This window comes from Rhodococcus sp. UFZ-B548, assembly GCF_903819475.1.
GTDB classification, from domain to species: Bacteria; Actinomycetota; Actinomycetes; order Mycobacteriales; family Mycobacteriaceae; genus Rhodococcus_F; species Rhodococcus_F erythropolis.
In genome coordinates this window covers 1-14,261 of the sequence record NZ_CAIJDS010000086.1, presented here as the reverse complement: position 1 = coordinate 14,261, position 14,261 = coordinate 1, and the positions used below count along the sequence as shown (strand labels likewise).

Sequence of the window (14,261 nt, the reverse complement as noted above, 5' to 3'; positions counted from 1 at the left end):
ATAAGGATTACCTTCCCAAGAAAGAAGGTGCGCATCAAACCCGGGACGATTCAGATTCGACAAATGTGCATTCGTATTGCCGGTGAGGTTGGTAGACGCCCGGATCTCAACTCTGGGTTTCGAAGGGTGCAAATTGGTTGGACTCTGCTTGGATGCAGCTCGGATCGACGGCGGGGTAGTGGCCATGGGTCTCACCGTCACCGGCGAGACCAGTGCCTCCGGCGCCCATATCAATGGCCAACTCAACCTCAACGGCGCCACCCTCACCAACGCCAGTGGACGGGCTTTGGTTCTGGATTCAAGCCGAATTTCGTCCGGTCTTATGGCGAGAGGTCTCACCACTACCGGTGAGAACTGCGCCGCTGGTGCCCATTTCGGTGACCAATTCAATTTGAGCGGAGCGACCCTCACAAACGTCAATGGACGGGTCCTAATGCTCGACGGAGCGCACGTCGACGGCAGCGTGTTCGCTGACCATCTAAAGGCGTACGGCGAATTCCGCGCTCTTGGAATCCAAATCGGTGGCCAAATCAACCTCGAAAAGGCGACCCTCGCCAACTCCGGGGAACCTGCGCTGAAGCTCGACAGCGCCCGAATCGGAGCAGATTTATTTGCACCGGAACTAACAGCCCACGGTCGGATTGAAGTGATCGGTGCCCACATCAACGGCGAGCTCAATCTCAGAAACGCCACCCTCACTAGCACCAACGGGTCGGCCTTGAATCTCGATGGGACCCGAATCGACAAGGACCTGGTCGCCGATGAATTGACTACCAATGGAGAGGTTCGAGCGACCGGCGCCCGCATCAACGGCGAACTCAAACTCGGGAAGGCCACCCTCAGCAATACCAACGGACGAGCTCTGGTCCTGAATTCGGCCCAAATTTCTACGGGCGTGCTTGCCAAGGGCCTCAACGCTACTGGGGAGATCCGTGCCACTGGAGCTCGTATAGGCGACCTCGACCTTCACAACGTCACCCTCACCAACCCTAACGGGCGAACCCTCAACCTCGACAGAGCCCACATCGACGGCGCCCTCTTCGCTGGCGAGCTGACAGCCTACGGCGAGACCCGCCTCGCCGGTACTCATATCGATGGGAAGCTCACACTGCACGACGCCACACTCACCAACCCCAATGGGCAGGCCTTGAACCTCAACGGCACTCAAATCGGAGGCGGTCTACTGGCCCCTAAGCTCAGGACGGACGGTGAAGTTCAAGCGATCGGTGCCCACATCAGCGGCCGGTTCGACTTGAATGACGCGACCCTCACGAACAACGAGGGTAAAGCGCTCGTCCTTGAAAACGCGACTGTCGACCAGCTATTCCTCCTTCCGACAAAAATCTGCGGCCACATCGACCTAGATTTGACCAGGATCGGAACGCTCCACCTGCCAGAGAAATCAAGTATAGATGACGATCTACGAGCCGGCGCCTTCGCCGATTCAACGTTGTCTGCTGCTGGATGGTCGGTCACCGATCTGCGGGGCGCGATTCGTGAAGATTGGAAAGTAGCCCGGAACTACCTCCTGCACACAGCCACCTCAAGTAGCACAGCAAAAGATGATTTTATTCCTCAGCCACGGTTAGCGATCGCAGATGTATACGAACGCAACGGACATCCTGACTACGCACGGAAACTACGCTTTCACACCGAGAAGCAGGTCACCAAAAATACCCATGGGGTGACCAAGGCTGTCCGCAGGATCTACGCCGCCACTGTCGGCTACGGGTACTGGCCATTCCTGCCAGTCGCATGGCTACTCGTAGTCTTGATCACTGCTGGCCTATTGATCTGGACCAACGAAGCGCGGTTCCTCAATGTCAACAAATTCCCCACGACCGCAAACGATGCCTGCACCGACACCAGTGGTTACGCATGCTTCAACACCATCGCCTACACGCTGCAGAACGTCGTGCCCGCCGCGTCCGGGCCACTCCGGCTGGACTGGGCGCTGTCCACGTCCGGATGGTGGCCTATCACGCTAGGCATCGCCCTCGCTGTACTGCGTTTGATGGCATGGGGTTTCGCCGCACTGACACTCGCAGCAATGACCGGTCTGCTTCGAAAGCGATAGCCCACGACAACCGGATTCACGGGTCGGATCTGTGGTGGTCGTTGTGCGCCAAGCAGATCGCGGCCCCGCTGCTCATGCTGCCTACCCGTGCGGCGATCGGTCCACCCAGGGGACGCCAACGGCATCCACCCGGAAAGCCTCGACGCCGCCTGCGCCCCCACCCAATCAGACAGCGCCGACTACCCCTGCAAGTTCGTGGTGAGCACAACGGTGACGGGATGCGATCTGCTCGCTCTCATCGTCCGTCCGCGCCTATTCAGCAGCTCGCACAGGCCGCTAGACCTGCTGAGCCGAAGCGTATTCTCGCCGGCATCGTCGCCGCTGGGTCGGGGTGGAACCCGCCACTTGGACAGCCCCTCATCGAGGCGTTAAAGAATCTTGACGAAGCACATCGCCTCGATCTGGGTTGCGCCCTCGATGCTGGGATATTCGAACTTCCTGAGGGGGCGGACGTCGATGACCTCGTGTGTACGGATGCCGAAGTCGGTCTGGCAATGTTCGCGATAAGACTCGTTGCAAGACTCAACTCCGTCGGAACCGTACCGGCACTGGACTACGACGTCTACACCTCCGCTCTGACCCACCCCCGCAGCCAGTGAAGGCGGACCCGTCTGACCTCCCAAGCACCGCATGCCTTTTCATGGAACATGAAGAATTTTGGGTACAGACGATTCCCGGCGATCCCGGCGACAGGCAATCGTCGAATAGATTTCCGCCGAAGACCGAGTAGCTGCGGGCTCAGTTGTTTCCGGAGGCGCGGGATACTCCTACTTCGCGGGCGGCTGCGCGGATGCTCCATCCACGTCCTCGCAATTCCATGAAGCAGCGACGCTTGTCGGAGAGTAACATTCGAATCTGGCAAATCTCGAGATTAACGCACGCGAGCACAACCCCCTCACCGGCAACGCAGTCAATGGGCTTCGACCTGTAGCGACGGCCACGGTCAGCGGTGGGGCCCTGGGTAGCCTTTTCCAATGACTGAGAGCCCTACCGTGCGGGCAGCGAGCCCTTCCGCGCGAGTTTCACGTTCAGTAACCGCAGGTGACGTGGTGATCTTGAGCATCATCACCTGCGTTTTCGTCGGGATGGCATTCCTGGGCGGTGCAGTTTTGTGGAACGAACTCAATCCGAGTAAATGGACCGCAGGCGGGTGGGCGGCGGTAGGAGCCTGGATAGCCGGTATCGCGACGTTCTGCGCGGTACTTGTCGCTCTGACTGACTCCGCCAAAGCACGAAACCGGGCATGGCAGTCGATTAATGCAGCTGAGGTCCGTGCCGAACAAGCGTTATGGGCAGCGAGACGCGACCGTGAGATCGGAGCACTGACCGCGTTCCAGTTGCCCGTACGAGCAATGTGCATGAAGCTCACCGAAATCGAGGCGAAGCTCAAATGGCTCGTTGAAATCGACGGATTCGTCACCGCGCACCCTCCTCCTGGCATCTCCGACCAATCGGCAGCAATCCTGACCGAACTCACCGAATTCAAGGCCATCTACCAGCTCAACGCCTACGCCACAGTCGAAGGCGCATCAATAATCGTCACTGTTTCCTCCGTGAAGAACATCGTTGACGACATGTACGAGGAGCTCAACCAGCTCGACGTCTTGATCGAGGACTGGCGAACGATTCTCGGTGCACAGGGCGCTCCGGACCTGTCCACCATGAATGTCAGTCGAGCGGCAATCTTCTTGGGCCAATTGGATGAGGTGCGGATACGGATCGATGATGCATACCCGATCCTCCCCCCCGACATCGACGACGTGACATGGATGGCGACCCATGATGCGACGATGGGCCAATGACCGCCTCGCATCCGAGTTTGCCGGCACCGCCCAGCGCAGTGACGAGGGCGTACCGATATGACTGGCAACTGTTCGCGGACTGGTGACAGGCCGCCAAACTGCGCGCACTACCCGCCGATCCGGTGACGATCGCGCTATTGCTCGACGAAAATCCCGCAGCCACCAACCCTCACCGCGTCCGACAGACTGACCGCCATCAACTCGGTCCACCAACGGACCTGCTATCCGGCCCCTGGCACCGATCCGCGATCCGTGATCCGTGATCCGCGATCGGCGATCGGCGATCGGCTCAGCCGGCGCACCCGACCTCGCCCCGACCTGCGCGATCAAGCACGCGAAGTGATCGCACACCTGCCGACCGCGGGATGGCCGTGAACTCTTCGGTCGACGTGACGCGCTTCTGCTGGTGCTGTCCTGCTACCTGCACCTCTACCCCACGGAAATCGGCAGACTCCGCCGCAGCGACATCATCTTCACCGGATCGGAAATCCATACTCGAGGTGGACACGACATAACCGTCCCGCAGACCTCGAGGACCCCGAGCGGCCACCGCACCGGATACCTACGGTGGGCTCGATTGCAGGCATTCAACAACCGGCACCCGGCGAACCGGATGGTCGCGGAGTCGCTGCTCGCGGCCACCCCAGTCACCGACAACACCATCATCGGCACCCAACCGCTCCCCCGAATCCGGTTCGACGGCCCACTTCTACCCGCATTCGACCGATGGGGGCACGAACCACTCGGGCGCAGCGGACTGTCCCGCCACGCCGTCACCTCGATCACTTCCGCGCATTTGTCAGGCAATGCGCGCCATCGCCCCGACCGCACCGTGCGCCATATTTCGACGACGGATTGGACAGATGTCGTCGAATATGGCGACACTGCCGCCTACAGCTTCCGATTCGATCGGATCGATGCGGCAATCGACCCTGCCGACGCTAACGAATCGACGACCGAGATCGTCGACTACACCGCCGACGAACTCGCCGCCAAGTACGACGCAGGCATCGCCGCGCGGAGAGCCGGCGCAGAGACCATGACTGAACTCGGTGACGCATTCGACGACCTCGACAGCCGAACCGCCGAACTCCTCGCCCGCATTGAAGCTCTGCTCGACAGAATTAGGGGATGAGCACCCCAGCGCAAAGCGATTCCGTAGCCATATCACTACCGGCCCCTGTCGCCAAGATCGGACGAGAACTGTTCGCCGAGCTGGGCCTCGACGCCAGACAGGGACCAAAACCGAATGAATGGCTCGTTCGGACGCGGTCTTGCGACCCCCACTGGCAGGTAAGAATCTTGTCGAGACGAAGACATTGGCCGCGCCATGGCTGTCCTCAGACAAGTTCGACTTACTGCGTTTGCCGCCACACGATCTCACGACATCCGAACTCACGGCAGCCGATTTCGAAGCCGAGCGCCTCAGAATCGACGCCAGGACGAACAAAACCTCATTGACCGAGCCACTGTACGGAATCCAGGTAGACCTCAAAGAGGCGAAGGACGCAGACCTGGTCGATGTGGCGCGCGAATGCCACCAGAAGCTCCGAGATTTACGATTCGCGGAGGCACCGGCGCCTGTGTTCCCCGCAGCGAGTGCACATGTCGTACAGGTGCATGACGGCCTTTACCAGCGAACGAACTTGCCTTCGATCCTGCTTCGATTCGAGCAGGATCCGACTTTCGTGGAGGATGTTGCGGCCGGTCCGAGGAAACTGTCATATGAACGATTGCTGTTCTCGTCAGGTTCAGCACTTGCGGGACCTGGTTTCTTCAACGGGACGTATCTGGGTCCCTTGCTTACATGCAGGTCGCCGGAAGTCTGGGCTGTCCACACTCAGCGGGCAATGGGAACGATCATCTTCAGCTTCGGTGACGCCATCGTCGGCGTGGACGCAATACCGGCGGAACCCCTGCAACTGCTACCCAGACAGGCGCAAGCCAGTCCACCCGAACGGCATGTTCCAGCATCGGAGCAGGCGTGGGCGGAGGCCATCGATTGGTGGGTGATGCGATTGAATCAAATGTTCGGGTACCTGAGCGACCCCACATGGTTCAAGGACGCGAACGGAAAGTATCTGCCCTATCAGCATCTCAACTGGATGATGAATGCCGAGGAGCTCTTCAATCGCGTCAGCTCCGCAATGATGTCCTGGCGCGATCAGTACGCCGCCCGGATCCTCACTTTCAGCGCTCTCGACTTCGTCAGCGAAGGCTTTCTCGGAGGTGACATGAGTGCGCTGTGCGATCCCGACAAAGCGCAGAAGGCTCTCGACGCGGTCAGGAAAGCGATGCCTCGCAAAGTTCAAGATGTACTTCTCCCCCGCGCAGAGGCAGCTGTCGAAGCCCTACCAGCGATAGCCGATGGGTTCTTCATCACCAAAGACGTCGGAGCTGACACCGTTGACGTCGTCAAAGCTGACGGAGCTATCGCGCATCTGACGCTGAACAAGGCGATAACAAAGGTTGTGCGCGCTCACCGCAATGCGACGCACGGTTTTGGAACCACAGTGAAGAACGACAAGAACGCAGACGCACTAGCGTCGCGTGTACTCGCCCAGCACGACGGATCGCTGCCGGCGGAACTTGTCTACCTGCCGTACCTCTACTTACTCGCAGTGATGTGCGATCCGGACAAGTTCAAGAAGCGACTTCGAGGGCAGCACAGCACGATCAACAACATGTGATCAGTTGGCGCATGGGTTCTGTCAAGTTGTTTGGGATGCAGCAGTTTTTGGGCGCAGCACGGCATCACATAGAGCTGTCGGCGGCGAGGCGGATTCAACCGGTGTTGCATCGACCAGTTGAACTCGCCCGCCCTGCTGGGTCCGAATCACACTGACATTCTCATCGTCACTGTCGGAAGCGGTCATCAGCTGCGAGAGCATCGGATGACCGCCACTTGCCGTTCGCCTGTCCCTTCCGACGAAGCGGCGTCTCGATGACGGACTTACTTTCCTTGTAGGTGAGTCCGCTCGTGCTGAATTCGCGCAATGCACTCAAGTGCTGTCAGTTCGTCCGCGGAGATGGTCTCTGACCACCCGCCAGTCTGTGCCATCTCTGATGGACCGAGCCACACAGGAAGGTTGAGATCGCTTCGCCACCAACGCTTGATTGCGCGCTCAACAGTTGCAGCATCTGACCCACGTGAGAAGAGCTCGAGGTGTACAACTTGCCACCCGCCCAGCTGAAATTTGTCAAGCCGATTGGTCCCCACATTCGTGATCCCGATCTTGTGGGCGCTCAGTTCAGCATGGCTGATGAAGTACAGGTAGCCCGGCCTGCCCGGATTGAATCCGCCCGCTTCAGAGCACTCGGGGCAGCCTTGGCCATGTGTTCTGTTGTTCACTGTCGACTGCCACTCGTGGCCGATCGAGCATATGAACCATGCCTTTCGGTTCGAGAACACAGCGATGGTCTCAGGTGTCGCCTCACCGTTACGTGTGGGATGCCAGCTTGCCGCGACCGCTGGGCTTCGTGAGGCCAGATCGTTAGCACCCGCCACGACAGTCTGTCCCGCGCACGCCGGGCAGCCGTTCCCGGATGCTCTGCTGGCGATCCGCGCTTCCCACTCGTGTCCAGACGCGCACCTCCACCACGTCTTCGTCCCATTCATCAACGTCACCATCTCGGGTGTCCTGGTTCCGTTGAGTCGCGGATGCCATTCAGCGGCCAACATCGGATTTCTCGCTGCAAGGTCATTGAACCCCGACAGGATGCGCTGGCCCGAGCAGTATGGACAGCCGCTCCCAGCTGATCGCCCATACGCGCTTGCCTGCCACTCATGGCCGAGAAGATCCCGCCACCAGAATCGTTTCGCCGTGCCCCGGAACACATTCTCCGGAGACACGGGTGCGTTGAGCGTGGGATGCCACTCGTCTGCGAGCGCGGGATCGGTGGTGCTGAGATCATTGAAGCCCGCTAACACTTTCTGGCCGGCACAGACGGGGCAGCCTTGGCCGTTCGAAATCCGGTTGTTAACGGTCGACTGCCATTCGTGCCCAAGCCCGCACTTCCACCACACCTTACGGTTCGATTGCGCCGCTATGGCAGTCGGCCGGAGGTCGTGGTTGCGATCGAGATGCCATTGGGCCGCGACGATCGGGTTTTCAGTTGCAAGATCGTTGAAGCCAGTCAAAACCGCATTGTTCGAGCAGTACGGGCAGCCGGTACCGTGCGCACGATTGTTCACTCGCGCTTGCCACTCGTGCCCCAACTTATCTCGCCACCAAACCGATTTTTCCGACCCGGCGGTCACGGTGTACGGGGTCAGCTCACCGTTTCGGGTGGGATGCCATTCACGTGCAAGATGCGTGTGGGTATGGGCTACGTCGTTGAACCCAAACAAGATTCGTCGACCCGCGCAGTAGGGGCAACCGCTCCCACGGCTCGTGCGGTGATTGGGCGTGTCCTCCCATTCGTGTTGATGAGCGCACATCCACCAAACTTTCACGCTGGATCCGAAAGTCACAGAGTCAGAAGTGCGACTGCCGTTCTTTGTCGGGTGCCATTGCTCGCTGAGGTCTGGGTGGGACCACGACAAGGGTGACTTCATCGGCCCATCTTCTACCCACCACTGCGATAGTTCCAACCGCTGGAGGACGAAACATCCAGGGCACAGGAATTTCCCTCAACTACCTGAGGGCGGAGTAGACACCCGAAGTCGCAGAAACATCAGGCAGCAATTCGCTGCCATACAAAACGATTGAAATGAAAGTGATTGCGGCGACAGACCACGGAGATCTCAAGTCTTTTTCATATTCACCACACAGATTGGAACTCGGTATTCAAGGATCTATATGCTGCTGGTCATCGTATTCCTCTGGCATACGTTAACAGCTTGCCCTGTGAGTTTGTCGACACACTGAATGGTCACTGTTTTAGTAAAATCTGCAATTAGCATCAACCGGTGCCTGAAAATATCCACGGACCATCCAGTCCGCAGCCTGGATGGTATCCAGTTCCTCAATCGCCGTCTCTTCGTTGGTGGGACGGTCAGAATTGGACCGATCAGTGGGCTCCGCCGCCAGCAACACCGCCGAACACTTCCACAGCTGTCGGATTTCCGGCAACACAGTCGACGCCACCCCTCCAAAACAACTCACCTCAACCAACCAATTTTCAACATCTCTGGAACACCGAGCACCCTGCATCACTAACCACCACAAGGCCTGCGTCGACGACGCCGACCGAGGCGCCGAAACGGACTGGTCGGCGGCTGGTCATAGAGTTGGTGGCTCTCGGGTTCCTGTTGCTGTTTACAACTGCGACGGTGTTCGGTATTTATCGTCTCCTCGGATTCACTGATCGCGGGACGATTGTCGGGAATTTCATCGTGGCCCCGATCCTTGCTGCTGCACTTGGATATTTCCTATTCGCACGTTCTCGTCAATACGGCGAGAATGACTCCCGCGGCCCAAGCGAGGGCGCCCGATTGCACCGGAAAATCATGCTGATCGGAGGCTCGATCGTCCTGGTGGTAGCAATGATCCTGGCTGGATTCATGACAAGGCAATCGAGTACTCCGACGCTGTCCGGCTCGGAGCTGCAGACAATGATGCGTGAACAGCTTGGTCCGGCAGCGGCATCAGGGGCTCTGACAGGCACGATCGCATGCCCGACGAGTCGTTCCTACAGCGATGGAGATGTCGCGAGATGCACGATGAACATGCTGTCCGGATCGCAGGTAATTCTGGTTGCAACGATCTACCGAACAGACAACAAATGGCGGATCAACCTAGACATCGGATAACCCAAGCAGGAAAGAACTTCGGGATCAACACCGGAACGTACTACGTAGGTGCAACTTTCGGAACATCCAAAAATGCACGTCGTAATGTCTGTGTCAACGGCATCTGAATCTTGGTTCTGGCCCACTTTCCGTGATCGATCTTGAAAGTTTCAGCCGCTGAGTCATATTCGTTTATGAAGCAAGTCGAACCCAGCTCGCCCGTACATTTGCCGTTTGAGCATCTTGACAATTACGTGGAGTCTGAATTGTCAAGGACATTCTCGTCTGCTCTGGTTGACGGAAACGATCGGAAGCAGGATCATCGTGGTCGCCGGAACCTCGATTTCGCGTAGCGTCGTGCCGGTCGGCGTCGGAACGTCGAACAGCCGGTCCAAGAGGTTGTCGAGGGCGCTCTGCAGTTATCTGGCTGCATGTCATGAATCGCTTTACTACTTGCATGGGGCCCGAGTGCCACGGATATCCGACGCACTCGGCGCACAAACGGTGACCTTCTGCACCATGACCGCAAGCAGTACAACTCGAAAGCGCTCGCCGGTGTAGCACGATGAATCGCATCTGCCACCACGACCGCCACGTTTTTGACGAAACGTCAATAACCTGGGGACACAGTAAATGAGCGATACACATCATTGGTACATCGGCCGCGACAAAGCGCGTAATTTACGACGCTGCACCATTGGCCATGCGCGACGTTCGCGTGGACCAAACCGCAGATCAGATTCTTGCGAAGGCCAACAGTGACGCGCAGCCCCTTCGCGACCTGGCGGTTCTCTTCGTCGCTCTGAGGAGAAGCGACGAAGAGGACGATCACACACAAGCGACGCCACAGCTCGCTGTCGCCGGTTCGTACAGCAGACCCGTTATCCCAGAGCAGTGTGCTCGTTACTTTCAATGACGACAGCATTCCCATTCGCGGTCACGGCGAACAAGAAGGGGAGGTACAACGTTCCACCCCCACTGGTGGCAGTCTCGGGGTCCAATGTCAGGTAGTCGAAATCAAGGCCGATGACGGCATTGCATCCCAGCGCGTATGCCTCTTCTTTCAGTTCTGCCAGCGCGTCACGCCTTATTTGCGCTAGGGAGGCCAACAAGTCTCCTCCAACATCTTTGTTCACACCCCCAAGCCAGCCGTGCGTTGGACGATCCATCGACACGGCAGAGTCGCCTGAGATGTAATCCGAGTACTTTGTGATCTTGTAGCCTTCGAAATTGAAGCCGGATGTGATGAGCATGCTCGCCAGAGCCTGCTGTTTCACACCAGCGGCCCGGCTGGCAATCTCCTGCTCCTGAGCGAGTCGCCCCTGCTCCTGAGCGTGGCGCTCGCGTTCCTCCGCTAAGTGCTGATTGAACTCGCGGACCAGTTCTTCCGTATTCAGACTTTCATCGACGCTGAGGCCTGTTAGTCCAGACTTGCTTTGGTGACGCGACTGCTTCAGCCACCTGTCGAAAGCAGCTGGCTCTAGTCCGTTGTTCTTGGCGATGTCTTTGGTCTTCATTCTGGCCCCTACAGTAGGAATCTTGCGGCTTCGTGATTCGTAGTAACCGGCGGAGTGTATACGTATCAGTCTGATTAGTCTGTTTATGATGACCGGCAAACAGAAACACCCGATCAATCCGACACCGGCTCCCGAGTTTGATCTCGCGGATTACGTGCGCCGATCAACCGACGTAGTTCTAAAACTGATGGAGGTTGTTGACAGTTGGGTCTTCCGATGGGACGAAGATTCCCATGTCACCACGAGAGCTCGAATGCCGGGCAAAACACAAACTCGCAGTGCTGCGCCACGGTGAAGAAGTCAGTCGGTAGTGTCCACCTAATTCATCTCCACTCGCGCAGAGGAAAACCCATGACCGATGTTTCCGCAGATCAGATCGCTCGAGAACTCCGCCTGAGCCCCGAGCAGATGCTTGCTCTGCGGGCGCTGCAGGCTCGGATGCTCCGCTCGGATTGGGAACAAGAGCGAAAAGACGACGCCCGCAACAAGAAACAGGATCGACTACAGCGTTTCGTCACCGCGACAATCGAGGAGGTACATACCTCGGACGCCGCACTCTCCCCTTTCTACGAGGAAGTCACTGCCACCGCACACAAGCATTTTCTTGACCAACTCAACGTTCTCACCACACTCGCATCCCCGCTCGCAGAGAAAGTACGCGCTCGGTCTGCGGCTGTGGTGATCCTTGCCGAACTCATCACATTCAGCCCCTGGACCGATGGAACAACGTGGGGCTCCGGGGTAAGAAAAACCGAACTCCTCACTGCTGCAAATGATCTCACGGCTCTGCGCTCGACCGACCTCGATGCTATGGCACAAGAGTTCGAGAGCCTGATGAAAGCCCTACGCCGCAAATCGATCAAGTGGGGCAGAGTCGCCGCGGTGTCCGCACTCGGAGTCGGTGCCGGCGCCCTGACTGCGGGATGGGCGGCTGCACCCATCGGTGCAGCCATCGGAGGCACGATGGGCCTGACCGGCGCTGCTGCAGTCTCAGCAGGGTTGGCGATGTTGGGCGGCGGCTCCCTCGCTGCAGGCGGCTTCGGTGTAGCAGGCGGGACGCTACTGCTCACCGGTGTCGGCGGACTGGCCGGCGCCGGTGTCGCCGCCGCCGGGGTGCGCTACAGCCCGTTAGGTTCTCAGGCGATCGCAAGTGAGGCCGTCAAACTCGACCTGGTTGCTCGCATGGTCTTGGTCGATGCACCTGACCGGGACGAAAAAATGCGCCGCGTCGTCGAAAGCCTTCAAGAGCGACTCAACGAAGTAACCGACCGCATCGGGCTGCTAGTCGAGACGATCAACACTCTCAAGCAGGAAAAAGCAGCCACCTCCGCGGAAAACACCGAACTACGCGCTCGGGTGAGGGACCTCGAAGCCGAACTGATCGAGACCAAGCAGGCGCAGACGACCCTGGAGTTGGTTCGTGAGCGTCTACCCGAGAAGATCAGCGCGTGAGCGAGGATATCGAGCGCAATCTCGACACGCAGTCACGTCGACTCGGCGACATCGAAAACCTCATCCGGGCAACTCTCGACGATCAGGAATCGGCGGTATCGCTCGAACATGGTCCCCGATATCAAACCATATGACGAACTCACGACCTTCGCGGACGACGCGATTGGACCGACGTCGATCTCGACGCGGCACTAACCGAGGAGCAACGTCAGGCATTCGAGTTGTGGCAGCAGAAGCATCGTCTCACCTGGTCCACCTCCGACCTCGTGGCTGTCGGGGCTGTCGGTGTCGTCGGGATGATGTGCACCTGGTTCGACGCCTCGATCGACGGCTCCATCCGAGATCGGCTCAAACCCCTGATGTCCTCCGACATCGTGCGTGGTTGGGAGTCCGCCGGCAAACGACTCCCCATTGACTACATGGGGCCAGGTTTCGGAGGACGCGCACACCGCATCAAGAGCGCCGGACACGACCTCGCGCGGCCGATCGAAGCGATCGAACAGATCATGGCAAGTGAATTCCGCGGAACCGCATGGCAAACCGGTGCGGCCATCCAGGTCATCGTCGGAGATAAGTTCCGGCCTGTTGATTCCGCGGCCGAGGCAGCCTTGCGGCTAGCCCAACACCTTCTCGCCGACGTGATCACACCGATGAGTCTGCCTATTCCCGGTATGTCCTTCCTTTACGAGAGCGACAATAAAGCGCTGCGCGATTTCGCACTCCACGCGTACAACGGCCTTAGCGCAGGCAACGGATGGAACGTACGAAACGGTATCGCGATGCCCACAATGACCGTCCTGGTCACCGAAATCCTGATCCGCACCTACGTACACCTCAGCGTCTACCAGCAAACCGGAACCGCCCAACTGGACCTTCCACAAAAACGCCGACGAAACGAACTACTCCTGGCGTCACACAGTCTCGTATTAGCCATTTCGCTGGGAAAGGCCGCAGCCCAGATAACCGCACACTACTACTCAGGCAACTATGTCCGCGCCGTCCATCCCTCACACATCCGGCACGCGAACATCCCCGCGCTCCTGCGCGCCAGCGCACTCGCCGGAACCGTCGTCAACGACGCGTACCGTGCCTCCCAGATCCCCTCCGCCCGCTCGTGGGACGACCTGGTCACCGCTACCGCACAAACCTGGCAGTTGGACCTCGTGAACGGCATCGAAAAACTTGGTAGTTCGGAAGTCGCTACCGCGCTGGATTTTCTCGACTGACCTCACGAACTGGCTGCACGGGCACTGAGTTTAAGATCAATTCTCTGTATCAGAGAACCGCTCACAGTCTTTGCGCCAATCGGAGCAGAAAGAAATTTTTCAGCAATTTTCGGCCTGCGACAACATTGTCATCATCGAAGGGGCGTCATGCACGACCAGTACCTGATCAAGGGCCAGAACATTACGCTTCCTGAAGAGATCGAGCAGGTCGACGTCTTGATCACCTGGGAGGATTCGACATTCGGAATCGATGCCTCAGCCCTGCTTCTCGGCGGCGACAAGAAAGTCGGCTCGGACGAAGATTTCGTTTTCTACAACCAGCAGGAATCCACCGATGGTTCCGTTCGCTACCTCGGACGCCGCGAAACCGAATCCGGACCACACGAACGCCTCCTCCTTAACCTCAATCTTTCATGAGAGGCCTCTGCCGGCCTGATCGGTTCACCGATCAGG

General features: G+C 58.5%; 13 protein-coding genes. 10 read left to right on the top strand and 3 right to left on the bottom strand.

Features of this window, described 5'->3' with window-relative positions; genetic code table 11:
- Positions 1-184: 184 nt before the first annotated feature.
- The 3 genes from H7C86_RS35280 to H7C86_RS35270 all read left to right on the top strand — a co-directional run bounded on the left by H7C86_RS35280 (position 185) and on the right by H7C86_RS35270 (position 3,879).
- Entirely contained in the window at positions 185-2,077 is a 1,893-nt protein-coding gene (locus H7C86_RS35280; protein WP_182263355.1) for a hypothetical protein, read from the top strand.
- A gap of 218 nt (positions 2,078-2,295) precedes the next feature.
- Positions 2,296-2,676 carry a hypothetical protein gene (locus tag H7C86_RS35275; protein ID WP_182263354.1) on the top strand — a complete coding sequence of 127 codons (381 nt, stop codon included), beginning with the start codon at positions 2,296-2,298 and terminating at the stop codon, positions 2,674-2,676.
- 375 nt (positions 2,677-3,051) lie between these two features.
- Complete coding sequence (locus tag H7C86_RS35270; protein ID WP_182263353.1) at positions 3,052-3,879, top strand: hypothetical protein; 828 nt, start codon at positions 3,052-3,054, stop codon at positions 3,877-3,879.
- A 289-nt stretch (positions 3,880-4,168) separates the two neighbouring features.
- Here H7C86_RS35270 and H7C86_RS35265 read toward each other — a convergent pair whose 3' ends face one another.
- Positions 4,169-4,387 carry a hypothetical protein gene (locus H7C86_RS35265; RefSeq protein ID WP_182263352.1) on the bottom strand — a complete coding sequence of 73 codons (219 nt, stop codon included), beginning with the start codon at positions 4,385-4,387 and terminating at the stop codon, positions 4,169-4,171.
- Positions 4,388-4,456: 69 nt separating this feature from the next.
- Between H7C86_RS35265 and H7C86_RS35260 the strand changes: the two genes are divergently transcribed.
- Both H7C86_RS35260 and H7C86_RS35255 read left to right on the top strand, forming a co-directional pair.
- The gene (locus H7C86_RS35260; protein ID WP_182263351.1) at positions 4,457-5,014 is read left to right on the top strand and encodes a hypothetical protein; all 558 of its coding nucleotides are present in this window, start codon (positions 4,457-4,459) and stop codon (positions 5,012-5,014) included.
- Between the two features lie 118 nt (positions 5,015-5,132).
- Entirely contained in the window at positions 5,133-6,569 is a 1,437-nt protein-coding gene (locus H7C86_RS35255) for a hypothetical protein (protein WP_182263350.1), read from the top strand.
- A gap of 263 nt (positions 6,570-6,832) precedes the next feature.
- Here H7C86_RS35255 and H7C86_RS35250 read toward each other — a convergent pair whose 3' ends face one another.
- Entirely contained in the window at positions 6,833-8,437 is a 1,605-nt protein-coding gene (locus H7C86_RS35250) for a zinc-ribbon domain-containing protein (protein ID WP_182263349.1), read from the bottom strand.
- A 354-nt stretch (positions 8,438-8,791) separates the two neighbouring features.
- Between H7C86_RS35250 and H7C86_RS35245 the strand changes: the two genes are divergently transcribed.
- Entirely contained in the window at positions 8,792-9,634 is an 843-nt protein-coding gene (locus H7C86_RS35245) for a DUF2510 domain-containing protein (RefSeq protein ID WP_259349415.1), read from the top strand.
- Positions 9,635-10,494: 860 nt separating this feature from the next.
- Here H7C86_RS35245 and H7C86_RS35240 read toward each other — a convergent pair.
- Positions 10,495-11,130, bottom strand: a complete 636-nt coding sequence (locus H7C86_RS35240; protein ID WP_182263348.1) for a YbjQ family protein — start codon at positions 11,128-11,130, stop codon at positions 10,495-10,497.
- 351 nt (positions 11,131-11,481) lie between these two features.
- Here H7C86_RS35240 and H7C86_RS35235 point away from each other — a divergent pair, with 351 nt between their 5' ends.
- The 4 genes from H7C86_RS35235 to H7C86_RS35225 all read left to right on the top strand — a co-directional run bounded on the left by H7C86_RS35235 (position 11,482) and on the right by H7C86_RS35225 (position 14,225).
- A complete protein-coding gene (locus H7C86_RS35235; protein ID WP_182263347.1) occupies positions 11,482-12,582 on the top strand; it encodes a hypothetical protein in 1,101 nt (366 codons plus the stop codon).
- Entirely contained in the window at positions 12,579-12,716 is a 138-nt protein-coding gene (locus H7C86_RS37755; RefSeq protein WP_259349414.1) for a hypothetical protein, read from the top strand. The genes H7C86_RS35235 and H7C86_RS37755 overlap by 4 nt, the downstream gene beginning before the upstream one ends.
- An 87-nt stretch (positions 12,717-12,803) precedes the next feature.
- Positions 12,804-13,808, top strand: coding sequence for a hypothetical protein (locus H7C86_RS35230; protein ID WP_259349413.1), 1,005 nt, complete (start codon positions 12,804-12,806; stop codon positions 13,806-13,808).
- 147 nt (positions 13,809-13,955) lie between these two features.
- A complete protein-coding gene (locus H7C86_RS35225) occupies positions 13,956-14,225 on the top strand; it encodes a TerD family protein (RefSeq protein WP_182263346.1) in 270 nt (89 codons plus the stop codon).
- Positions 14,226-14,261 lie beyond the last annotated feature (36 nt).